Origin of the sequence: Streptomyces sp. NPDC096176, from assembly GCF_044763255.1 — a bacterium.
Lineage (GTDB): Bacteria > Actinomycetota > Actinomycetes > Streptomycetales > Streptomycetaceae > Streptomyces.
Genome location: NZ_JBIWFV010000001.1, coordinates 236,354 through 258,992, shown reverse-complemented (window position 1 = coordinate 258,992; position 22,639 = coordinate 236,354). Strand labels below are relative to the sequence as shown.

18 protein-coding genes are annotated in these 22,639 nt (G+C 70.9%); 8 read left to right on the top strand and 10 right to left on the bottom strand.

Annotated features, from left to right (window positions below; translation table 11 throughout):
• Positions 1–62 precede the first annotated feature (62 nt).
• From ACIQ7Q_RS01355 to ACIQ7Q_RS01345, 3 genes are all read right to left on the bottom strand, one after another.
• Positions 63–3,164 (bottom strand): protein kinase, encoded by a 3,102-nt coding sequence (locus ACIQ7Q_RS01355; protein WP_403855022.1) that lies wholly within the window; start codon positions 3,162–3,164, stop codon positions 63–65.
• Between the two features lie 129 nt (positions 3,165–3,293).
• On the bottom strand, positions 3,294–5,825 hold the full coding sequence (locus ACIQ7Q_RS01350; protein ID WP_403855020.1) for a serine/threonine-protein kinase: 2,532 nt from the start codon (positions 5,823–5,825) through the stop codon (positions 3,294–3,296).
• Positions 5,826–6,139: 314 nt separating this feature from the next.
• Complete coding sequence (locus ACIQ7Q_RS01345; RefSeq protein WP_403855018.1) at positions 6,140–7,846, bottom strand: glycerol-3-phosphate dehydrogenase/oxidase; 1,707 nt, start codon at positions 7,844–7,846, stop codon at positions 6,140–6,142.
• A gap of 243 nt (positions 7,847–8,089) precedes the next feature.
• On the opposite strand from ACIQ7Q_RS01345, the gene ACIQ7Q_RS01340 reads away from it, so the two are divergent.
• Together ACIQ7Q_RS01340 and ACIQ7Q_RS01335 are read left to right on the top strand one after the other, a co-directional pair.
• Positions 8,090–9,313, top strand: a complete 1,224-nt coding sequence (locus ACIQ7Q_RS01340; protein ID WP_403855016.1) for a nucleotide sugar dehydrogenase — start codon at positions 8,090–8,092, stop codon at positions 9,311–9,313.
• 137 nt (positions 9,314–9,450) lie between these two features.
• Positions 9,451–9,933, top strand: a complete 483-nt coding sequence (locus ACIQ7Q_RS01335) for a hypothetical protein (protein ID WP_403855014.1) — start codon at positions 9,451–9,453, stop codon at positions 9,931–9,933.
• 82 nt (positions 9,934–10,015) lie between these two features.
• On the opposite strand, the gene ACIQ7Q_RS01330 is transcribed toward ACIQ7Q_RS01335, so the two are convergent.
• The 4 genes from ACIQ7Q_RS01330 to ACIQ7Q_RS01315 form a co-directional block, all read right to left on the bottom strand.
• The gene (locus ACIQ7Q_RS01330) at positions 10,016–11,140 is read right to left on the bottom strand and encodes a GuaB3 family IMP dehydrogenase-related protein (RefSeq protein WP_403855012.1); all 1,125 of its coding nucleotides are present in this window, start codon (positions 11,138–11,140) and stop codon (positions 10,016–10,018) included.
• Between the two features lie 112 nt (positions 11,141–11,252).
• Positions 11,253–12,752: an IMP dehydrogenase gene (gene guaB / locus ACIQ7Q_RS01325; protein WP_403855010.1), complete on the bottom strand. Its 1,500-nt coding sequence runs from the start codon at positions 12,750–12,752 to the stop codon at positions 11,253–11,255.
• A gap of 138 nt (positions 12,753–12,890) precedes the next feature.
• Positions 12,891–13,478, bottom strand: a complete 588-nt coding sequence (locus ACIQ7Q_RS01320; protein ID WP_356637910.1) for a sigma-70 family RNA polymerase sigma factor — start codon at positions 13,476–13,478, stop codon at positions 12,891–12,893.
• Between the two features lie 221 nt (positions 13,479–13,699).
• Positions 13,700–14,311, bottom strand: a complete 612-nt coding sequence (locus tag ACIQ7Q_RS01315; RefSeq protein ID WP_003948568.1) for a response regulator transcription factor — start codon at positions 14,309–14,311, stop codon at positions 13,700–13,702.
• Between the two features lie 505 nt (positions 14,312–14,816).
• Here ACIQ7Q_RS01315 and ACIQ7Q_RS01310 point away from each other — a divergent pair.
• Positions 14,817–15,140 (top strand): WhiB family transcriptional regulator, encoded by a 324-nt coding sequence (locus tag ACIQ7Q_RS01310; protein WP_356637911.1) that lies wholly within the window; start codon positions 14,817–14,819, stop codon positions 15,138–15,140.
• Positions 15,141–15,332: 192 nt separating this feature from the next.
• Here ACIQ7Q_RS01310 and ACIQ7Q_RS01305 read toward each other — a convergent pair whose 3' ends face one another.
• A complete protein-coding gene (locus ACIQ7Q_RS01305) occupies positions 15,333–16,229 on the bottom strand; it encodes a LysR family transcriptional regulator (protein WP_403855007.1) in 897 nt (298 codons plus the stop codon).
• Positions 16,230–16,311: 82 nt separating this feature from the next.
• Here ACIQ7Q_RS01305 and ACIQ7Q_RS01300 point away from each other — a divergent pair, with 82 nt between their 5' ends.
• From ACIQ7Q_RS01300 to ACIQ7Q_RS01280, 5 genes are all read left to right on the top strand, one after another.
• Positions 16,312–17,016 carry an MOSC domain-containing protein gene (locus ACIQ7Q_RS01300; RefSeq protein ID WP_403855005.1) on the top strand — a complete coding sequence of 235 codons (705 nt, stop codon included), beginning with the start codon at positions 16,312–16,314 and terminating at the stop codon, positions 17,014–17,016.
• 425 nt (positions 17,017–17,441) lie between these two features.
• Positions 17,442–17,714, top strand: coding sequence for a multicopper oxidase domain-containing protein (locus tag ACIQ7Q_RS01295; RefSeq protein ID WP_403855003.1), 273 nt, complete (start codon positions 17,442–17,444; stop codon positions 17,712–17,714).
• A 9-nt stretch (positions 17,715–17,723) separates the two neighbouring features.
• Positions 17,724–18,497 (top strand): SDR family NAD(P)-dependent oxidoreductase, encoded by a 774-nt coding sequence (locus ACIQ7Q_RS01290; RefSeq protein ID WP_403855001.1) that lies wholly within the window; start codon positions 17,724–17,726, stop codon positions 18,495–18,497.
• Between the two features lie 66 nt (positions 18,498–18,563).
• On the top strand, positions 18,564–19,592 hold the full coding sequence (locus ACIQ7Q_RS01285) for a hydroxyacid dehydrogenase (protein WP_403854999.1): 1,029 nt from the start codon (positions 18,564–18,566) through the stop codon (positions 19,590–19,592).
• A 60-nt stretch (positions 19,593–19,652) separates the two neighbouring features.
• Entirely contained in the window at positions 19,653–20,345 is a 693-nt protein-coding gene (locus ACIQ7Q_RS01280) for an ester cyclase (RefSeq protein WP_403854997.1), read from the top strand.
• Positions 20,346–20,437: 92 nt separating this feature from the next.
• On the opposite strand, the gene groL is transcribed toward ACIQ7Q_RS01280, so the two are convergent.
• Positions 20,438–22,060 carry a chaperonin GroEL gene (gene groL, locus ACIQ7Q_RS01275; RefSeq protein ID WP_403854995.1) on the bottom strand — a complete coding sequence of 541 codons (1,623 nt, stop codon included), beginning with the start codon at positions 22,058–22,060 and terminating at the stop codon, positions 20,438–20,440.
• Between the two features lie 112 nt (positions 22,061–22,172).
• Positions 22,173–22,481 (bottom strand): co-chaperone GroES, encoded by a 309-nt coding sequence (groES, locus tag ACIQ7Q_RS01270; RefSeq protein WP_005313390.1) that lies wholly within the window; start codon positions 22,479–22,481, stop codon positions 22,173–22,175.
• Positions 22,482–22,639 lie beyond the last annotated feature (158 nt).

The window sequence follows — 22,639 nt, the reverse complement described above, 5'->3', positions numbered from 1 at the left end:
ACGGAACCTCGGACGCCTCAAGTGACCGCACTGTGATGCGCGTTCCGTGCGCGGCCGCGCACTCAGCGGGTGGCGCGGTAACTGGCCGTGGCCTGCTCGAAGACCTCGGTCACTTTGTCACGCTGCGCTTCCGGCCCGATCACCTGGACGACGTGGTAAGCGCCGTCGACGGCGAGCGCGAGGTTGCGCACATACACATCACGGCCGTTGCTGTCCTGCCAGGTGAACTGCCCCTCGGCCATGGACTGACGGCCGACGTCGATCCGGCGCAGTCCGCTCGCCGTGGCCCACGACGAGTCACGGAAGGGCTGGAGCTCCGGCTCCTTGTCGCGCTGATAGGCCAGCGGATCGTCGCCGTTGGCCTGCACCGTGTCCCGACCCGGCACGATGATGAGAGTGAAGTCGTCTCCCGTGTAGCGGACTTGACCGGCATCGTTGATCGGCCGGCGCTGCCAGGCCTTGTCGACGACAACCTGGAAACCCTCCGGGTCCTTGCGGAGCGCATAGCCCTCCGGCAGGTCGCCGGCCGGGGCGGAGGTCTGCGGCTGCTGGGATCCCGGCGTGCCGCTGGGCGCCGGATCCGGGGCCTGACCGCCGCCGGTACGACCCGGACTCGGTCCCGACTCCGTATGCTGCGCGCCCGCGTTGCCGCCTTCCCGCGCCCCCTGTTGGTCGTCTGCCTTCGGCATGAACAGCACCGCATAGGCGATGGCGGCCACCAGCGCGAGCAGGATCAGCACCAGGAGCGTGCGGCCGAGCGAGCGCGGCTTACGCCTCTCGTCGCCGTACGAGCGCTGCGGCCTGTACGACGTCTCGTACGACTCCTCGTACGAGTGCTCGAACGACTGCCGCGGCGCCTGGCGGGCCGTCCGCCGGTCGGCCTCCCTGGGCGGGGCGACCACGGCTCTGTCCCGCTCCCTGCCCTTGGCCTTCTTGTGGCGGTGCCGCCCGTGAGCCGCGTCCGACACGCCCCCGCGGCGCCGGCGCACGAGTTCGCCCCTGCGGCGCACGATCGGCAGCCGCGAACCGTCGACCACACCGGCCGGCAGCGGCACGACGTCCATACCGGCCTCGGGCTCGGGCGCCGAACGCACGAGGGAACGCAGCCAACCGCGCAGCTCCTCGAAGTCCGGGCGCTCGGTGGGGTCCTGACGCAGAAGCGACTCGACGACGGGGCGCAGCGGGCCGCACTCCTCGGCGAACGCGGGCGGCTCCGCGCACACGAGCTGGACCAGCTCGGCGGCACTCTCCTCCGGATAGGGAGCGTGCCCCTGCACGGCACGGTAGAGCAGCGCGCCCAGAGCCCACAGATCGGTCGCCGGGCCGACGGGCGCGGCCAGTTGCCAGTTCTCGTGGACCGGGCCGGCCTGCTCGGGCGCCCACCGCTCCGTCACGGCGCCGACGACGGTGATCCGCGCCTGGCGTGCGCGCTCGGCGGCCAGCGGTGTGGCCGGGCCCCGGTAGGCGGGGGCTCTGCCGTCCGCGACGACCTCCTCCCAACGGCCGGTCGCCGCGTTGCCGGCCGCCTCCACGGGACGGCGCTGGGCATCGGCGCGCAGGGCGTCGCCGCCGCGGTCCCAACTGCTGCCCGCGGTACCCCCCGTGCGGGCCGGAGGCAGCGCGGGGCGGCGGCCGCCCGAGGGCCCGCTGCCGGTGCCGCCGGGACCGCTGTCGGCGCGGGCGACGGGCAAAGCGGAAGGGGCCGCACGGCCACGGCCGGTCTCCGCCCGGCGCACGCCGTAGGGGTCGTCGCGATACGGGTCGTGGCTGCGGGCACCCGGGAGCGGCGGGCGCGCGACGATGCCACGAGGTCCGGCACCGCCACCGCCACCGACGGGCAGTGAACCGGGGCCTTCGCGACCGGCGAAGGGCGCGTCGTGCCAGGTCCCGGCGAGCCGTGCCCGGCCGTGCCCGCCCTGCGGGCCCTCGCGATCGGTGTGGTCGTCGTACTCGTCGTCCTCGACGGGGCTCTCGCCGTACCGGCGCACCCCGTACCCCTCACCGTCCCGGTCGTCGACGTACCGGCCCCCGGCGTAAGCGTCACCGCCGAACCCGGACCCGCCGTCCCGGTCGTCGGCGTACGCGTCCCCGCCGAACCCAGCGTCGCCGTCCCGACCGCCCGCATACGCGTCACCGCCGCCCCGGCCGCCGCGGCCGAAGTCCTCGGTGTCGTCGGCGAGGCCGTCGAAGCCCAGCGCGCCGAAGTCCGCGTCACCGTCCTCCTCGCGGCCCTCCCCGAGCCCGAGCAGCCCGCCCCGCCTCTCCTCCGGCCGGTGGGCCCACCAGTCGGGATCGAGGCCGCTCTGCACCGGACGGTCGTCGTGCTCGGTGCCGTCGTCGTGCGACCGGTCCTCGTTGACCCGCGCCCCCGCCCGCGCGCCCGCGCGGTAGGCCGCGATCGCCCCGGCGCGCGCGGCGCGCACATCAGGCGCGCCGCCTGCCTGCCGGGGCAGCTCCGGCCGGGAGGGCTGGTCGTCGACGTGAGGCGGCCCCTCAGCGGGGCCGCGGTCGGGGTGGAACGGTTCCGCCTCGGCCCCCGGCTCCGTCTCCGGATCCGGCTCTGGCACGGGCGCGTACCCGCACAGCGCCTCCTCCGCCGCACCCGACGCCAGGCCGGTGAGCACCACCCGCCCGTCCTCGCAGACGAGCACCGTACGCACGGTGATGTTCCGGTGCGTCCAGCCGTGCGCATGCAGGACGCGTAGGGCGGTGAGGACGTCGGAGGCGATCTCGGCCGCCCGGTAGGGGCTGAGTGGCTTCTCCGCGAGGAGCGCCGCGAGCGGCCGGGCCGCGACCCGTTCACTCACTATCCAGAGCGAACCGTCCTCCGCAAAGACGTCGAAGACCTGGTCCAGCCGCGGATGGTCGGGGATCTGCGCGGCCGCCTGCGCCGCCTCGACGGCGCGGCGCACCGCCGGATCGGTGGGCCGCCGTGTCGTGCCGCCTCTGCGGCCCTGGGCCCGATGGGGCACCGCGGCGCCGACGAGGTCGTCGGCATCGAGCACCTCGGCTTCCACGATCTCCGGCAACGGCACCTGCCGCACCAGCACTTCGTGCCCGCTGTAGGTGTCGAAGGCGCGGGTCTCCGCCAGTTCGAACTCGTCGGACGGCGGCAACGGCAGGCGGTAGCGGTCGGCGAGCACCCTTCCCGCATAGTCGTCCACGACGCCTCCCCACAAGCGCGCTGTCCCCCGGCCGGTCCCCGAATGACACGGGAAGCCGTCAAATCCGGTCGCTCAACGGCACCTTGCGGCTCCGTACCGTCCGCGAGTTCTCACGATACGTGTCCTTGGTCAGTCCTTGGGGCTGAACGTGGCGAACGCCGTCTTGCGCAGCGTCTCGCACTCCGCGCTGCGCCACTCGCTCGCCTTGCACGTGATCATGATCGAGTAGCCGCGCTTGGCGTCGACCTTGAAGCCCCTGTTGAGGATACGTACCCGCTGGCCGTTCTCGTTGCGCTCGAACTGCCAGTCGGCGACGGTCGGATAGCCGTTGTACTCGACCGTCTCTATCCCGAGGTGCTTGTAGCCGTTGCTCGTGGCGCTCACCCCGGCGACGGCCGCCGACCACGCCGCCGCCGCGTCGTCCTTGGGTCTGTTGTTGAAGTCGACCTGCACACGCGGGACTCCGCCGTCGACGCTGAACTTCCCGCCCGAGTTCTGGCCCGCCACGCCCGTGAGCTTGAAGTCCTTGGGCATCGCCATGGTGAAGTGCCAGCGGTCGTTGGAGACCATCACGTAGCCGGCCGGAAGGGTGGCCCCACCGGCGTCGTCGCCCTTGGGCTTCCCGGACGGCTGTTCGCCCAGGGTGCCGGTGCTGCCGCCCTGGTCGTCCTTGCCGTCGTCCTTGCCCTGGTCCTTGCCGGGGTCGTCACCGCTGTCCGGGCTCGCGTCGCTGCCGGCGCCGCCGGTGGCCTTGCCCTCGCCACCGCCGGCGGTGGCGCCTGCCGAAGCGGCCTTGTCGCCCTTGCCCTGGTTGCCCGCATCGTCACCGCCACCGAGGGCGAGGACGAGGACGGTGGACAGCACGGCCAGCGCGGCGACGACCGCGATGATGACGAGCGTGCGCCGGGGCACCACGTCGGTGAGCGGCGCCCGCACCGGAGCGGTCCGCCGGGTGGAGCTGTCAGGAGCGGGCGCCGGCTTCGGCTCCGCCTTCGCCGCAGCGGCCGCGTTGCGCACGGAACGCAGCGCGCCGCGCACCCGGTCGGCGGCCGGGTCCTTCTGACGCGCCGGTGCCGCAGGCGGCACGGGTGGCACGGAAGGAAGCCTTATGACCCGGGTCGCCTCCGGCGACGGCTCGGGCTCCGCGGCCGGCTCCGGCGCGTTCACCACCTGCGTGAGCAGGGCACGTGCACCGGCGTCGTCGAGCCGCTGGGCCGGATCCTTGGCGAGCAGGCCGTAGATGACCTCCTCCAGCGGGCCCGCGTTCTTGGGCGGGTCGACCGGCTCGGTCATCACGGCGGTCAGCGTCGCGATCGCCGACCCCTTGTCGTACGGCGGGCAGCCCTCGACGCTCGCGTAGAGCAGGCCGCCGAGGGACCAGAGGTCGGCGGCCGGACCCGGCTTGTTGCCGCGGGCCCGCTCGGGCGAGATGTACGACGGTGCGCCGACGAGCATGCCGGTCGACGTGATCGAGGGGTCGCCCTCGACCTGAGCGATGCCGAAGTCGGTGAGCACGACGCGACCGTCACGGCCGATGAGCACGTTGGACGGCTTCACGTCGCGGTGCAGGATGCCCTCGCGGTGCGCGGAGCGCAGCACGTCGAGGATCGCCAGGCCGACCTCGGCGGCCCGGCGCGGCGTGAGCGTGCCGTCCTCGCGCACCACCTCGGCAAGGGACTTGCCCTCGACGAGCTCCATGACGATCCACGGGCGGTCGTCCTCGTCCACGACGTCGTAGACGGTCACGGCGCTGTTGTTGCGGATACGGGCAATGGCCTTGGCCTCGCGGAGGGTGCGCGTGATGAGTCGGCGCTTCTCGTCCTCGTCGATGCTGTTGGGGAAGCGCAGCTCCTTGACGGCGACTGTGCGGCCGAGCGTCTCGTCGACGGCACGCCACACGGTGCCCATGCCGCCGCGTCCGAGGACGCCGCCGAGCCGGTAGCGCCCGGCGAGCAGCCGCCCTTCGGTGGGTCCCGCGACGCCGCCCTTGCGGGCCGTCGCGCCAAAGGACCCGGAGCCCGCGGCGCTCGATGACTTCGCATCCTCACCGGCCTTCGCACCGGCCCGGTCCACCGATCCGGAGTCCGCCCCGGCTGCCCCGGCCTTGATGCCCTGCTCTGCAGGGCCGGCCGCGCCCTTGTCGTCCGTCGCACCCTTGACGCCTGCAGCACCCGCCGCGCCCTTGGCGTCCCTCGCACCCTTGGCGCCTGCCGCGGGCTTCTCGGCAGGGGCGGCCGCCCCTGCCTCGCCCGCAGCACCGGCGTCACCGCTCTTCACGCCTGCCGCTGCCGGGCCTTCGGCCTCCGCGTCCTCGGCGGAATCCACGCTCCCGGCGGCGTCGGCGGACTTCCGGCCCACGGCTCCGGCCGGCGCCTGGGCGCCCTTGGAGTCGGCCGCGTCCTGCGTCGCGCCGTTGTCCAGCGTCGTGCCGCTGTCCTGCGTCTTCGTGGGGACGCCCGTGGCGTCGTCGGCTTCGGCGTCCACGCCGGCCGCGCTCTTGGTGTCCTTGTCGTCGCCGGCGTGAGCGTCCTCGCCCACGGCCTCGGGGGCCACGTCGGCATCGGCGGACTTCGAGTCCGCCGCGCCCGCGGCAGAGCCCGCACCCTCGCCGGTGAAGCCGGCCCCCCGCTGGGGCTCCCGCGACTGCTCAGCCTCCGACATGCGTCCCCTCTGCGATCCCTGATCTTCGCCCGCGCCTGCCGCTTTCCGCGCGATGCGGTAACCCGCCCTGGCAGAGCGCCCATTGTCTCTCACTCCGGGACCGGTATGGCGCCCGGGTCCACCCAGTGGAGCACCGAGGCACACACCGACGTGGCACCCACCATGCCACTACTCGTCGTGAAGCCCACCCCCGCGCTGGTCGGGGGCGTGTCCACTCCCGTCAACAGCCCCCACTCCAGACCGGCTTGCACCGCATCAGGGTTCGACGCAGCCGGGCCACCGCCCCTGCCGCGAAGGCCAAAGGGCGGGAGCGATCAGAGCGGCACGATCTCAGGGGCCCCCAGCCGCGCCGCGTCCGCGGTCAAGTCGTCCGGCTGCCGCTGCGACTCGCGCTCCGCCTCCACCCGCTTCTCGTAGTGCTCGATCTCCTTCTCGATCTGGGCCTTCTCCCAGCCGAGCACCGGAGCCATCAACTCGGCGCACTCCCGGGCGCTGCGCGTCCCCCGGTCGAATGTCTCGATCGAGATGCGGGTGCGCCGTGTGAGCACGTCGTCGAGGTGACGGGCGCCCTCGTGCGACGCGGCGTAGACGATTTCGGCCCGCAGATAATCGTCCGCGCCGCCGATCGGCTCGCCGAGCGACGGGTCGCCCGCGATGAGGTCGAGCAGTTCTTCGGTCATCGCCCCGTAGCGGTTCAGCAGGTGCTCGACGCGCACCACATGAAGGCCCGTGCGCGCCGCGATCCGTGCCCTGGCGTTCCACAGGGCGCGGTAGCCCTCCGCACCGAGCAGGGGGACGTCCTCCGTGACGCACTCGGCCACCCGCTGGTCGAGGCCGTGCACCGCCGTGTCCACGGCGTCCTTCGCCATCACTCGGTACGTCGTGTACTTCCCGCCGGCCACGACCACGAGCCCCGGCACCGTGTGCGCCACCGTGTGTTCCCGCGACAGCTTGCTCGTCGCGTCCGACTCGCCGGCGAGCAGCGGCCTCAGTCCCGCGTACACACCCTGGACGTCGTCCCGGGTCAGCGGCACGGCGAGCACCGAATTGACGTGCTCCAGCAGGTAGTCGATGTCGGCGCTGGAGGCGGCGGGGTGCGCCTTGTCGAGGTCCCAGCCGGTGTCCGTCGTGCCGACGATCCAGTGCCGGCCCCAGGGAATGACGAACAGCACGGACTTCTCGGTCCGCAGGATCAGCCCGGTCGAGGAGTGGATGCGGTCCTTGGGCACCACAAGGTGGATGCCCTTCGACGCCCGTACATGGAACTGTCCGCGCTCCCCGACGAGCGCCTGGGTGTCGTCCGTCCACACCCCTGTGGCGTTGACGACCTGGCGGGCCCGGACCTCGTACTCACCGCCTGCTTCGACATCGAGCACCCGGACGCCGACGACCCTCTCGCCCTCCCGGAGGAAACCGACCACCCGGGCGCGGCTGGCCACTTGTGCACCGTAGCTCGCGGCCGTCCGCACCAGGGTCGTCACATACCGGGCGTCGTCCATTTGGGCGTCGTAGTACTGCAGGGCGCCGACGAGGGCGTCCTTCTTCAGCGCGGGCGCCACCTGCAGCGCCCGCCGCCGCGAGAGGTGGCGGTGGACGGGCAGCCCGCGCCCGTGGCCGGAGGACACCGACATCGCGTCGTACAGCGCGACGCCCGAGCCCGCGTACAACCGCTCCCAGCCCTTGTGCTTCAGCGGGTAGAGGAACGGCACCGGCTTGACCAGATGCGGGGCCAGCCTCTCCAGCAGCAGTCCGCGCTCCTTGAGGGCTTCTCTGACCAGGCCGAAGTCGAGCATCTCCAGATACCGCAGTCCGCCGTGGATGAGCTTGCTGGACCTGCTCGACGTGCCCGACGCCCAGTCACGCGCCTCGACCAGGCCGGTCGACAGGCCGCGGGTCGCCGCGTCGAGCGCGGTACCCGCTCCGACGACGCCGGCGCCCACCACGAGCACGTCCAATTCACGCTCGGCCATCCCGGCGAGCGCCTCCGCGCGCTCTTCGGGTCCCAGTGTCGCTGTCCTCACCGTTGCCTCCCGTCGCCCCCGTGTGTCCCCTGCGGTCGGTCTCACAACATCGAACTCACCCTGTCGATTCTGTCCGCACTCGCCGACTTCAGCCACTGCCTGTGGATAACACTCGGTCGACCACAAGCCCACAATGCGACATAACGTTCATATTTACGCCTAGTCTGACATTGCGCCTGCCCGCTCCGCCCACAGGGCTTGCGTCCTCTGTCCCCTTCGGCTATGGGAAGGACGGCCACCGCCATGCCCGCAGATCTCGCCGTCATCGGACTCGGACACCTCGGTCTGCCGCTCGCCCAGGCCGCCGTGGCCTCCGGCATCGAAACCATCGGCTACGACCCCGACCCGCGCCAGCTCGCGGAGCCCGCCGCGGGAGTGACACCCGCCGACATCCGGCGCATGCTCTCCGGCGGCTTCCGCACCGTCACCGACCCTGCCGAGCTCGGCCGGGTACGCACGGCGGTCATCTGCGCCCCCACCCCGCCCGGCGCGGACGGCACGCCGGACCTGACCCCGCTCGCCGACGCCGCGCGTGCTCTCGCGTCCCGCCTGCGTCCCCACACCACGGTCCTGCTGGAGTCGGCCGTCGAACCCGGCACCACCGAGGACTTCCTGCGCCCGCTGCTCGAGGAGGGCTCCGGGTTGCGCGCCGGCCGGGACTTCCACCTGGCGTACTCCCCCAGCCGTACCGATCCCGGCCGCCGCACGCACGGGTACGCCAACATCCCCAAGGTCATCGGTGGCCTCACCCCCGCGTGCACGGAATCCGCCGCCGCGTTCTACGCCCGCCTCACCGACAAGGTGGTCCGCGCGCGCGGACTGCGCGAGGCCGAGACCGTCAAGGTCCTGGAGACGAACTTCCGGCACGTCAACATCGCCCTGGTCAACGAGATGTCGGTGCTCTGCCACGACTTGGGCGTCGACCTGTGGGACGTCATCCGCTGCGCGGAGACCAAGCCCTTCGGCTTCCAGGCCTTCCGCCCCGGCCCCGGAGTCGGCGGCCACGGCGTCCCCATGGATCCCGGACACGCCCCCGGCCGCCCCCTGCGCATGGTCGGCCTCGCCCAGGAGATCAACACGCGCATGCCCCAGTACGTGGTCCGGCGCTGCGCCACCCTCCTCAACGAGCACGGCAAGTCGGCCCGGGGCGCCCGCGTGCTGCTCTTGGGCGTCACCTACAAGCCGGACCTCGCCGACCTCCAGGGCTCCCCGGCCACAGAGCTCGCCCGCCGCCTGACGGACCTGGGCGCGTCCGTCAGCTACCACGACCCCTACGTCCCCGACTGGCGCGTGGACCAAGTCCCGGTCCCGCGCGCCGAGTCGCTCTACGAGGCCGCCGCCGCCGCGGACCTGACGGTGCTGGTGCAGCACCACCGCACGTACGACCTCCAGGGCCTGGCGGTCAAGGCCCAACTCCTGCTCGATACAAGGGGAGCGACCCCGGCCGGCGCGGCACACCGCCTCTGAGCCCCTTTCAGGAGGCCGCAGCGGCCTGCGCAACGGTCGCATAACCGAATGTCGCTCCGTCCGACCGGACTGCTAGTCTCCGGGACCGCCGCCCGCACGCTCGTGCGAGGCGCTCGATTCCCAGGGGGACATTCACCATGAGCCAGCCCGTCACGCCGCCGTCCGGCAACCCGTTCGCCGGCGGGGACCAGTACGCGCCTGCCCCGCCGCCCGCGCCGGTGCGCAACAACGTCGGCCTCGGCGTCCTCGCCGCCGTCGTCGCAGCCCTGGTCAGCGCCGGCGTGTACGGCGCCATCGCCGGTTCCATAGAGCGCGAGATCGGCTACGCGGCCATCGGTGTCGGCTTCCTCATCGGCTTCGCCGCAGCAAAGGTCGGCGGCCGGAACCCGGTCCTGCCGGTCATCAGCGCCGTCCTCGGCATCGGCGCCGTGTACCTCGGCCAGCTGGTCGGTATCGCGATGATCCTCAGCGACATGGGCGGCTCGTTCGGTGAGATCTTCTTCCAGCACTTCGGCGACCTGACGGACGTGTGGAAGGAAGCGGCGGACGGTATGACGTACGTCTTCCTCGCCATCGCCGCGGTCACCGCGTTCGCCGGCGCCAAGAAGGCCAACTCCTGACGCGCGCGGCAGAAAGGGAAGGGCCCGGCACCTGGGGTGCTGGGCCCTTCCCTTGCGCGCGGTCCACCCGCGCGCGACGTCGTCAGCGGCTGTGCTGCGAGTCCGCCACCGTCACCTCGACGCGCTGGAACTCCTTGAGCTCGCTGTAGCCCGTCGTCGCCATCGCCCGGCGCAGCGCGCCGAAGAAGTTCATCGAACCGTCGGGGCTGTGCGACGGACCGGTGAGGACCTCCTCGGTGGTGCCGACGATGCCGAGATCCACCAGCTTGCCGCGCGGCACGTCCTCGTGGACGGCCTCCATGCCCCAGTGGTGCCCCTTGCCCGGCGCGTCGGTCGCGCGGGCCAGCGGGGAGCCGATCATCACCGCGTCGGCGCCGCAGGCGATCGCCTTCGGCAGGTCGCCGGACCAGCCGACGCCGCCGTCGGCGATGACGTGGACGTACCGGCCGCCGGACTCGTCCATGTAGTCGCGGCGGGCAGCGGCGACGTCCGCGACGGCGGTCGCCATCGGCACCTGGATGCCCAGCACGTTGCGGGTGGTGTGCGCGGCGCCGCCGCCGAAGCCGACCAGCACGCCCGCGGCGCCGGTGCGCATCAGGTGCAGGGCCGCGGTGTAGGTGGCGCAGCCGCCCACGATGACCGGCACGTCGAGCTCGTAGATGAACTGCTTGAGGTTCAGCGGCTCTGCGGCGCCGGAGACGTGCTCGGCGGAGACGGTCGTGCCGCGGATGACGAAGATGTCGACGCCCGCGTCGACGACGGCCTTCGAGAACTGCGCGGTGCGCTGCGGCGAGAGCGCGGCGGCGGTGACGACACCGGAGTCGCGCACCTCCTTGATGCGCTGCCCGATCAGCTCCTCCTTGATGGGAGCCGCGTAGATCTCCTGGAGCCGGCGGGTGGCGCTCGCCTCCTCCATCTCGGCGATCTCGTCGAGCAGCGGCTGCGGATCCTCGTAGCGGGTCCACAGGCCCTCGAGGTTCAGCACGCCGAGGCCGCCCATCTCGCCGATGCGGATGGCGGTCTGCGGGGAGACCACGGAGTCCATCGGAGCGGCCAGGAACGGCAGCTCGAAGCGGTAGGCGTCGATCTGCCAGGCGATCGAGACCTCCTTCGGGTCCCGCGTACGCCGGCTCGGTACGACGGCGATGTCATCGAACGCGTACGCCCGGCGGCCGCGCTTGCCGCGCCCGATCTCGATCTCAGTCACGATGTGTGGCCTTTCCCTTTACGACTGCGCCCTTGAGAGGCCCTACCAGTATCCCCGACGCACACGTGAGGGGCGGTCCCGGCAACCCCGGGACCGCCCCTGGACGTATGGACTACTTCCTGCTGTAGTTCGGCGCCTCGACCGTCATCTGGATGTCGTGCGGGTGGCTCTCCTTGAGGCCCGCCGAGGTGATGCGCACGAAGCGGCCCTTGCTCTCCATCTCGTCGACGGAGGCCGCCCCGACATAGCCCATGGTCTGGCGCAGGCCGCCGACCAGCTGGTGCAGCACGGCCGAGAGCGGACCGCGGTAGGGCACCTGGCCCTCGATGCCCTCCGGGACGAGCTTGTCGTCGGAGGCCACCTCGGCCTGGAAGTAGCGGTCCTTGGAGTACGAACGGCCCTGGCCGCGGGACTGCATCGCGCCGAGCGAGCCCATACCGCGGTACGACTTGAACTGCTTGCCGTTGATGAAGAGCAGCTCGCCCGGGGACTCCTCGCAACCCGCGAGAAGGCTGCCCAGCATGACCGTGTCGGCCCCGGCGGCGAGCGCCTTGCCGATGTCTCCGGAGTACTGCAGGCCGCCGTCGCCGATCACCGGGACGCCCGCCTCGCGGCATGCCAGCGCCGCCTCGTAGATGGCGGTGACCTGCGGGACGCCGATGCCGGCGACCACGCGGGTGGTGCAGATGGAGCCGGGTCCGACGCCGACCTTGACGCCGTCCACACCCGCGTCGATCAGGGCCTGGGCGCCGTCACGCGTCGCCACGTTGCCGCCGATGACATCGACGCCCACACTCGACTTGATCTTCGCCATCCAGTTGAGGGCGTTGCTGTTGTGCCCGTGCGAGGTGTCGACGATCAGGAAGTCGACGCCCGCACCGGCCAGCGCCTGGGCCCGCTCCAGCGCCTCCGGGCTCGCACCGACGGCGGCACCGACGAGCAGACGGCCCTCGCCGTCCTTCGCCGCGTTCGGGTACTGCTCGGCCTTGACGAAGTCCTTGACGGTGATGAGGCCCTTGAGAATGCCCGCGTCGTCGACCAGCGGAAGCTTCTCGATCTTGTGTCGGCGCAGCAGCTCCATGGCGTCCACGCCGGAGATGCCGACCTTGCCCGTGACCAGCGGCATCGGGGTCATGACCTCGCGCACCTGTCGCGTGCGGACCGACTCGAAGGCCATGTCACGGTTGGTGACGATCCCGAGCAGCTTGCCCGCGGCATCGGTCACCGGCACACCGCTGATGCGGAACTTGGCGCACAGGGCGTCGGCCTCGGCGAGCGTGGCATCGGGGTGGACCGTGATCGGGTCCGTGACCATGCCGGACTCGGACCGCTTGACCAGGTCGACCTGATTGACCTGGTCCTCGATGGACAGATTGCGATGCAGCACGCCCACGCCGCCCTGGCGCGCCATCGCGATCGCCATGCGGGACTCGGTGACCTTGTCCATCGCCGCCGAGAGCAGCGGGATGTTCACCCGTACGTTCCTGGAAACACGGGACGAGGTGTCGACCGCGTTCGGAAGTACTTCCGACGCACCCGGCAACAGCAGCACATCGTCGTAGGTCAGCCCGAGTGTCGCGAATTTCTCGGGCACTCCGTCGACGTTGGTCATGACACCTTCCCCAAATGGCCTTGATCCCTGCGGATGTCCATGCTAACGGCCCGATCGGCCGTCTCATTCCACGATCAAGATCGATGAGTAGCTTTGTACCTTCGCACGATGGTCATACGTACGCGACCGGCACCCGGTTCACTGCTCGGCCAGCGCCCGCAGCCTGCTGAGAGCACGGTGCTGTGCGACGCGCACCGCTCCCGGCGACATCCCCAGCATCTGACCGGTCTCCTCAGCGGTGAGCCCGACGGCGACCCTGAGCACCAGCAGCTCCCGCTGGTTCTCCGGCAGATTGGCGAGCAGTTTCTTGGCCCACTCCGCGTCGTCGCTGAGCAGCGCCCGCTCCTCCGGTCCGAGCGAGTCGTCCGGCCGCTCGGGCATCTCGTCCGACGGCACGGCCGTCGATCCGGGATGGCGCATGGCCGCCCGCTGGAGATCGGCGACCTTGTGGGAGGCGATCGCGAACACGAAGGCCTCGAAGGGCCGTCCGGTGTCCTTGTAGCGCGGCAGCGCCATCAGCACCGCGACGCAGACCTCCTGGGCGAGGTCCTCGACGAAGTGACGCGCGTCGCCCGGTAGCCGGTTCAGCCGCGAGCGGCAGAAACGCAGCGCGAGCGGATGGACGTGCGCCAGCAGGTCGTGCGTCGCCTGCTCGTCGCCGTCGACGGCACGGTGAACAAGCGCACCGATGGCACCCTGGGCGGTCACCGCCTCGTCGTCGCGCATCGGTCCATGGTGCCCTGGCCGCCGGTCACCCGTGGCACCGCGTCCCTTGTTGTGCACCGAAGCGTTATGAGCAGGTGCGCCGGAACTCATCTCCTGCGCCCTCCCCTCCCGCTCGACCGACTTGTCCCCGAGGAACTCCACACCTCAAGGATGCGGCATCGCGCGGGAAACGGATGCCCTCGGGCATCCGTCACCCCCGTGCCGCTTCGTTCTCACCGCCTTCAGCGGACCAGACCCCAGCGGAATCCGAGCGCCACCGCATGAGCCCGGTCCGACGCGCCGAGCTTCTTGAACAGCCGCCTGGCGTGCGTCTTCACCGTGTCCTCGGAGAGGAACAGCTCCCGCCCGATCTCCGCGTTGGACCGGCCGTGGCTCATGCCTTCGAGGACCTGGATCTCACGCGCGGTGAGCGTCGGCGCGGCGCCCATCTCCGCCGAGCGGAGCCTGCGCGGCGCGAGCCGCCAGGTGGGGTCGGCGAGCGCCTGGGTGACGGTCGCCCGCAGCTCGGCGCGCGAGGCGTCCTTGTGCAGATAGCCGCGGGCGCCGGCGGCGACCGCAAGAGCGACGCCGTCGAGGTCCTCGGCGACGGTCAACATGATGATCCGGGCGCCGGGGTCGGCGGAGAGCAGCCGGCGCACGGTCTCGACGCCGCCCAGGCCGGGCATGCGTACGTCCATCAGAATCAGATCCGAACGATCCGCACCCCAGCGGCGGAGGACTTCCTCGCCGTTGGCCGCGGTCGTCACGCGCTCGACACCGGGCACGGTCGCGACCGCGCGGCGGAGCGCCTCTCGGGCAAGCGGGGAGTCGTCGCATACGAGGACGGATGTCATGGCCGCCCTCCGCAGCTGATGCGCGTCACCTTGAGCCTCCAGGCTGGGTACGTTTCTTCACCTGTGCGGTTGAACGCTGTCGGACATGTGCCCGAGAGCTTGTTCTTTCAACCGCCTCCGCCCTCTCAACGACGGTCACTCGAAAGAGTTACGGGTCGGACGGAGCTCTTCAGCACGCTGCGTGAGGGGCTCATCTGGTCTGCGTGATCACCCATCTGGCGGGGCGCAAGGGTGCCACGGGAACGGCGCGAAGGTTTGGCGGATCACAGGCAGAGCGCTCGGGCCCTTCACGAGCACCTTCTGCCCCATTCAGCGGCTTTTCTTCCCTTTTCCCGGTGTCTGTGGCTAGATTCGCAATGAGTCATATTTACATCTACTTACACAGCAGATGTACGGTCGTTGGCACGGAGCGTGGTGCCGGATCCGGCGCTCGTCCGGTCGGCGCCCCGTCTGTTTCCGACCTGGTCCTGTATCCACCCACCACGGTTTCAAGGGGATATGCGCCATGGCAGATTTCTCTCGCCTTCCCGGACCCAACGCCGATCTGTGGGACTGGCAGCTCCTCGCGGCATGCCGTGGGGTCGACAGCTCGCTCTTCTTCCACCCGGAAGGCGAACGAGGGGCGGCACGCAGCGCGCGTGAGAACTCGGCGAAGGAGGTCTGCATGCGGTGCCCGGTACGGGCGGAGTGCGCGGCGCATGCACTGGCCGTGCGAGAGCCCTACGGCGTCTGGGGCGGACTGACGGAGGACGAGCGCGAGGAGCTCATGGGGCGGGCACGTCATCGGCTGATCCCTGCCACCAGCGCGGGTGGCGCGGTGGGGAACTGACCCGCATACCAAGAGTGCTCACGGAAGAAACGTTCCTGCGCTATCCCTGCGCCCTTCTGCCCGGCGGACCCATGATGCGTACCTGCTTCGGCCCCCGGTCCCTTACGGCCGGGGGCCTTTGACGGCCGCGGGCGCCCGCGTCGCCGGAAGGCCGGCCGGTTCCCCGTCAGCGGCGGGCCGGCCGGGCACCCGTCAGCGGGCAGCCGCGCGGGAGAGCTGGGTCAGCGTCGCCGCGACCGCCGGGACGTGCGCCAGGTCGGGAAGCGTGAGCGCGACGATCTCTCGGTGGACGGCCGGCTCCACCGCCACCGCACGAGCCCCCTTGGGCAGCACCGACTCCAGTGCCAGCTCCGGCAGCACGGCCACGCCGAGACCCGCACCGACCAGGCCGACCACTGCCGGGTAGTCGTCGGTCGCGAAGTCGATGCGCGGGCTGAAGCCCGCCTCCTCGCAGACGTCCACGAGTTGCCGGCGGCAGCGCGGGCAGCCCGCGATCCACGACTCCTCCGCCAGGTCGGCGATCGCGACGGCGTCCGACGCCGCGAGTCGATGGCCCTCGGGCACCAGACCCACGAGCCGGTCGGTGAGCAGGGGCCGGACGACCAGGTCGTCCCATTCCGCCTCGGCGCCGGGTGTGCCGTAGCGGAACGCCAGCGCCACGTCGCAGTCGCCCTCACGCAGCATCTCGACCGAGCGCGGCGGCTCGGCGTCGACCAGGGAGACGCGGGTGCCCGGGTGTGCGGCGCGCAGCGCCGCGAGGGCGGTCGGCACCAGCGTGGAACTGCCGCTGGGGAACGACACCAGGCGGACCCGCCCGGCCCTCAGCCCCGCGATGGCCGCAACCTCCTCCTCGGCCGCCGTCAGCCCGGCGAGGATGCCGGACGCGTGCCGTACGAGCGCCTCGCCGGCCTGGGTCAGGCGCATCTCCCGGCCGGTACGGATCAGCAGCGGCGTGCCCGCGGAGCTCTCGAGCGCCTTCATCTGCTGACTGACGGCCGGCTGGGTGCAGCCCAGTTCACGGGCGGCCGCGGAGAACGAGCCGGTGGCGGCGACGGCACGCAGGACGCGGAGGTGGCGGGCTTCGATCACGGCGTCCAGCATAAGGGACACTTGGGGGCGGCTGTGATTATTGGGTGGTCGCTTTGAGGTGCGCTCGGTTAGCGTTCCGGGCATGAAGCTTCTGACCGTGAACGTGGGTCGACCCAAGGCCGTCGAATACACCGATGCGCGGAGCGGCACGACCGGGATCGACAAGCGTCCGGTGGAGGGGCCCGTCCAGGTGGCCGACCCCGGCCCCAAGGGCGAGGGCGGAAGCGGACTGTCCGGTGACGCGGTCTGCGACCTGCGCCACCACGGCGGCACGGACCAAGCCGTGTACGCCTTCGCACGCGAGGATCTCGACGCCTGGGAACGGGAGTTGGGCCGCCCGCTCGCCAACGGCACGTTCGGGGAGAACCTCACGACGAGCGGGGTCGACGTCACCGGCGCGAGGGTCGGTGAGCGCTGGCGCATCGGGGATTCGCTGGTGCTCGAGGTGACCTGCGGCCGCATTCCGTGCCGGGTGTTCGCGGGCTGGCTCGGCGAGAAGGGCTGGGTCCGACGCTTCACGCAGAACGGCGCCTCCGGCGCCTATCTGCGGGTGATCGAACCGGGCGAGATCCGCGCGGGCGACCCGGTGAAGGTCGTGCACCGGCCGGACCACGAGGTCACGGTGGCGATGGCGTTCCGAGCCGAGACGACCGAGCGCGCGCTGCTGCCGCAGGTGCTCGCCGCCGGCGAGGCGCTCCACGCCGAACTGCTGAAGAACGCCCGCGAGTACATCGCCACGTACGGGCCTGCCGAGCCCGAGAGGGCCTGCGAGCCCAAGACGCCATAAGGAAGGCCCCCGAGTCACCGGGGCGGCCGGATCGGGGACGACTGGGGCCGCCCCCGATGGCGCCGGGGACGGCGGCCGATGACGCCGAGGGCATGTCTCGCCACAAGCGCGCCCTCGTCACTCTCGCCGCCCTCGCCGTCACCTTCGCCCTCACTCTCGGCGCGAAGCGCTCTGGCTCTCCTCGGACGCCGAAGCATCCACGGCCGGTGCCGAGTTCATACGGGAACCGGCCGTGCCGCCGCTCGCCGGCTCGAGGGTGGCCGGCGACGGCACGCGCGTCTTCGACCTGACGATGCGGGCAGGCGAGAAGGAGTCCAGAACCGGGCTGAAGAGACGCCCCTTCCCCGCAGATCCCCGCGACGCTCGGCGAACTCGAGCTCCCGGGCGGCTCGGACTCGGCGTGGACGCGATTCTTCGGCCTGCGGATGTCCGGGATCAACGGCAGGCCGATGACCATGGACCGGATCGACGAGACGGTCACCCGCGGCGCGGCGGAGACGTGGACCGTACGCAACCAGGACGGAGTGCCGCACAACTTCCCTGTGCACGAAGAGCAGTTCAGGGTGCTCGCGGTCGACGGCCGCCGCAGGAGCTGCGCGGCGCCAAGGACACCGTCTTCGTGCCCAGCGGCACGACCTCCTCGAGAAGGGGCAGCGGGCGGGGACGGTGCGTACGGCGCCCTCACACGGGGGCATTAACGTGCGCCTATGACAACTGCACTGATCACGGGAGCGACCGCGGGCATCGGCGCCGCCTTCGCACGGCGGCTGGCGGCCGATGGCCACAACCTCGTGCTGGTGGCCCGCGACACCAAGCGGCTGCAGGAACAGGCCACCGAGTTGCACGACCGACACGGCATCGAGGCGGAGGTGCTGACCGCGGATCTGTCCGAGGAGGACGGGATCGCGGCGCTCGAGACACGGCTCGCCGACCGCACACACCCCGTCGACCTGCTGGTCAACAACGCGGGTTTCGGGAACAAGGGACGCTTCCTGGAAGTCTCCATGGCCGACGAGCTGACGATGCTGAAGGTGCACTGCGAGGCGGTGCTGCGGCTGACATCGGCAGCGGCGGAGTCGATGCGCGAGCGCGGCCGGGGCGGCGTGGTCAACGTGGCATCGGTCGCCGCGTTCATGCCGCGTGGCACCTACGGGGCGTCGAAGTCCTGGGTCGTGCAGTTCACCCAGGGCGTGGCCCGTGACCTCGCGGGGTCGGGCGTACGCCTGATGGCGCTGTGCCCCGGTTTCGTCCGGACCGAGTTCCACCAGAGGGCCGGGATGGGTACGGACAACATCCCGGGCTGGATGTGGCTGGACGCCGACAAGCTGGTGGCGTCGGCTCTTGCGGACCTGGCGAAGGGGAAGTCGCTCTCCATCCCCGATCCGCGGTACAAGGCGCTGATGGGCGTGGTGAAGCTGGCGCCGCGCGGTCTGCTGGGGGGCGTCAGTTCGCGAGCAGGGCGCAAATACGGTCCGCAGTAGGCCGACCGCAGGTACCGTCCGCAGCAGGCCGAACGCAAGTACGGTCCGCAGTAGAGGGAGTTCCCGATGCACCAGGCCCCTGACCGTCGCCTCTCGCTGCTGCTCGCGATGGGCCCCGGCGTCGCCGACCGGCTCCTCGCCGACCGGCACCGCGCGCGTCTCGCCGCGCTCTTCCGCACCGACCCGCGGCTGGTCGCCCACGACCTGGCCGCCCCGGCACCGGATGCGGCTGCCGCGCTCGCCGGGGCCGACGTCCTGCTGACCTGCTGGGGCGCTCCGGAGCTCACCGCGGAGGTCCTGGCGTCCGCACCACGGCTGCGCGCCGTGGTCCACGCCGCCGGATCCGTCAAGCACCACATCACGCAGGCCTGCTGGGACCGCGGCATCACCGTGACCTCGGTGGCGGCCGCCAACGCTCTGCCCGTCGCGGAGTTCACCCTTGCCGCCGTGCTCTTCGCGGGCAAACGGGTGCTGCCCACGGCCCGGCGGTACGCGCGTCTGCGCGCGGCTCACGACTGGCACGCGGAGTTCGACGGCGCGGGCAACTACCGCCGTACGGTCGGCGTGATCGGCGCCTCCCGCATCGGCCGGCGCGTGATCGAGCTGCTGCGCCCGTTCGACCTGCGGATCCTGCTCCACGACCCGTATGTGGACGACGCCGAGGCGGCCGTGCTCGGTGTCGAACGCACAGGTCTCGACGACCTCTGCGCCCGCGCCGACATCGTCACCGTGCACGCTCCGCAGGTACCGGCCACCCGCCATATGATCGGCGCCCGGCAGCTGGCCCTGATGGCCGACGGAACGACCCTGATCAACACCTCGCGTGGCTCGCTCGTCGACGAGGACGCCCTGCTCCCGGAGCTGATCGCCGGGCGCCTGGACGCCGTACTGGATGTCACGGAGCCCGAAGTGCCCCCCGCCGGTTCGCCGCTGTACGACCTGCCGAACGTGCTGCTCACCCCGCACATCGCCGGTTCGCTCGGCGGCGAGCTGCACCGGCTGGCCGACCGGGCGCTGGACGAGCTCGAGCGGTTCGCGGCCGGTCTGCCCTTCGCCGATCCCGTGCGGCCGACGGACCTGGAAAAATCGGCCTGATCGAACAAATGCCGCATTTCTCATAAAATGGTGGCGTACCGTCGATCGCCGGGAGGCGCCATGAAATTCGTGCAGATCATCGACTACAAGACCGCGGACTTCGACGGCATGAATGCCGCCATGGACAAGTGGGTCGAGCAGACCAAGGGCAAGCGGACCACCGGCCACGCGGTGACCGGCAGGGACCGTTCCGCGAGCAACCACTACGTGGACATAGTGGAGTTCGACTCGTACGAGGACGCGATGAAGAACTCCCACCTCCCGGAGACCGACAGGATGTTCCAGGAGATGGTGTCCCTCTGCGACGGCATGCCCTCCTTCACCGACCTGGACGTGGTCCGTGAGGAGCAGCTGAACGCGGCGACCGCGCGGCGTTTCTTCCACGAGATAGCCGTCGGAGGAAATCTGGACGCCATCGACGAGGTGTTCGCCGCCGACTACGTCGACCACGACATTGCCAATGAGCAGGAGAGCGAGACCGGCAGCGACGTCATCCGCCGCGACGTCGCCAAGTGGCGCAGCGCCTTCGACTTCACCTTCGAGCTCGACCGCCAAGTGGCGGAGGGCGACGACGTGGTGCTGATGTGGACCTGGATCGGGAAGCACAAGGGGGAGTTCCAGGGCATTCCGGCCACCGGCGAGCAGTGCGTCATGACCGGGACCACCGTCTTCCGCTTCGACAGCGGGAAGATCAAGGAAGGCTGGTGGCAGATGGATCTGATGCGCCTGATGCGACAGCTCGGCGCGATGTGACCACCCCGGTCCCCCGCCGCTGCGGGCGTACACGGGAAAGCCCCCGCCCCCGCGCAGAACGCGGGAACGGGGGCCTTTCGTGACGCGATGCGTCAGTGGCTGTGGCCGTGACCGTGGCCCGCGTCGCCCTCGTCCTCGGCCGGCTTCTCGACGACCAGGGTCTCGGTCGTGAGCAGCAGGGAGGCGATGGACGCGGCGTTCTCCAGCGCGGAGCGCGTCACCTTGACCGGGTCGATGACGCCGGCCTTGACCAGGTCGCCGTATTCGCCGGTCGCGGCGTTGAAGCCCTGACCCGCCTCGAGCTCGGCCACCTTCGCGGTGATGACGTAGCCCTCGAGACCGGCGTTCTCGGCGATCCAGCGCAGCGGCTCGACGGCGGCACGGCGGACGACGGCGACACCGGTGGCCTCGTCGCCCTCCTTGCCCAGGTTGCCCTCGAGCACCTTGACGGCGTGGACGAGCGCGGAGCCGCCACCGGAGACGATGCCCTCCTCGACCGCGGCGCGGGTCGCGGAGATGGCGTCCTCCAGACGGTGCTTCTTCTCCTTCAGCTCCACCTCGGTGGCGGCGCCGACCTTGATCACGCACACGCCGCCGGCCAGCTTCGCGAGGCGCTCCTGGAGCTTCTCGCGGTCCCAGTCGGAGTCGGTGGACTCGATCTCGGCCTTGATCTGGTTGATGCGGCCCGTGACGTCCTCGGAGTTGCCGCCACCGTCGACGATGGTGGTGTCGTCCTTGGTGATCGTCACGCGGCGGGCGGTGCCCAGCACGTCCAGACCGGCCTGGTCGAGCTTGAGGCCGACCTCCTCGGCGATGACCGTGGCACCGGTGAGGGTGGCCATGTCGCCGAGCATCGCCTTGCGGCGGTCGCCGAAGCCGGGGGCCTTGACGGCCACCGCGTTGAAGGTGCCGCGGATCTTGTTCACGACGAGGGTGGAGAGGGCCTCGCCCTCGACGTCCTCGGCGATGATCAGCAGCGGCTTGGAGCCACCCGCCTGGATGACCTTCTCCAGCAGCGGCAGCATGTCCTGGATGGAGGCGATCTTGCCCTGGTGGATCAGGATGTACGGGTCGTCGAGGACGGCCTCCATACGCTCCTGGTCGGTCACCATGTACGGGGACAGGTAGCCCTTGTCGAAGGCCATGCCCTCGGTGAAGTCGAGCTCCAGACCGAAGGTGTTGGACTCCTCGACGGTGATGACACCGTCCTTGCCGACCTTGTCCATCGCCTCGGCGATGAGCTCGCCGACCTGCTGGTCCTGCGCGGAGAGCGCGGCCACGGCGGCGATGTCGGCCTTGTCCTCGATCGGGCGGGCGGTCGCCAGCAGTTCGTCGGAGACGGCCCTGACGGCGGCGTCGATGCCCTTCTTCAGGGCGGCCGGGGAGGCGCCGGCGGCGACGTTGCGCAGGCCCTCGCGGACCAGCGCCTGGGCCAGCACGGTGGCGGTGGTCGTACCGTCACCCGCGATGTCGTTGGTCTTGGTCGCCACCTCCTTCACCAGCTGGGCGCCCAGGTTCTCGTACGGGTCCTCGACCTCGACCTCGCGGGCGATGGTGACACCGTCGTTGGTGATGGTGGGAGCGCCGAACTTCTTGTCGATGACGACGTTGCGGCCGCGGGGGCCGATCGTCACCTTGACCGTGTCGGCAAGCTTGTTGACGCCGCGCTCGAGGGCGCGACGGGCGTCCTCGTCGAACTTCAGGATCTTCGCCATGGGAGCGGTTCAGCCCTCTCGGATTTGTGTTCAAAGAACTGCGCCCCTCGCCGCCCGGCATCAGCGGGGTGGCCAGGGGCGCAGCTCAAGGCAAAACAGGTGAAGCAGGTGCTTACTTCTCGACGATCGCGAGCACGTCGCGAGCCGAGAGGACGAGGTACTCCTCGCCGCTGTACTTCACTTCGGTGCCGCCGTACTTGCTGTACAGCACGATGTCGCCGGTCTTAACGTCGAGCGGCAGGCGCTCGCCGTTCTCGAAGCGGCCCGGGCCCACGGCCAGGACGACGCCCTCCTGGGGCTTCTCCTTGGCAGTGTCCGGAATGACCAGGCCAGAGGCCGTGGTCTGCTCGGCGTCGAGCGGCTGGACCACAATGCGGTCCTCGAGCGGCTTGATGGCAACCTTGGAGCTGGCGGTCGTCACGATCCGACCTCCCCCTTCGGAGATCTCACGGGGTTAACTGATCTGAGGTGGCGACCAGGTCGATCCGTCGTCGCGGGTGCCGGACCTGCCCGTCGCTGTGTTGGCACTCTCACTTGGTGAGTGCCAGAGCCGAGACTATGACTGTGATTAGCACTCGG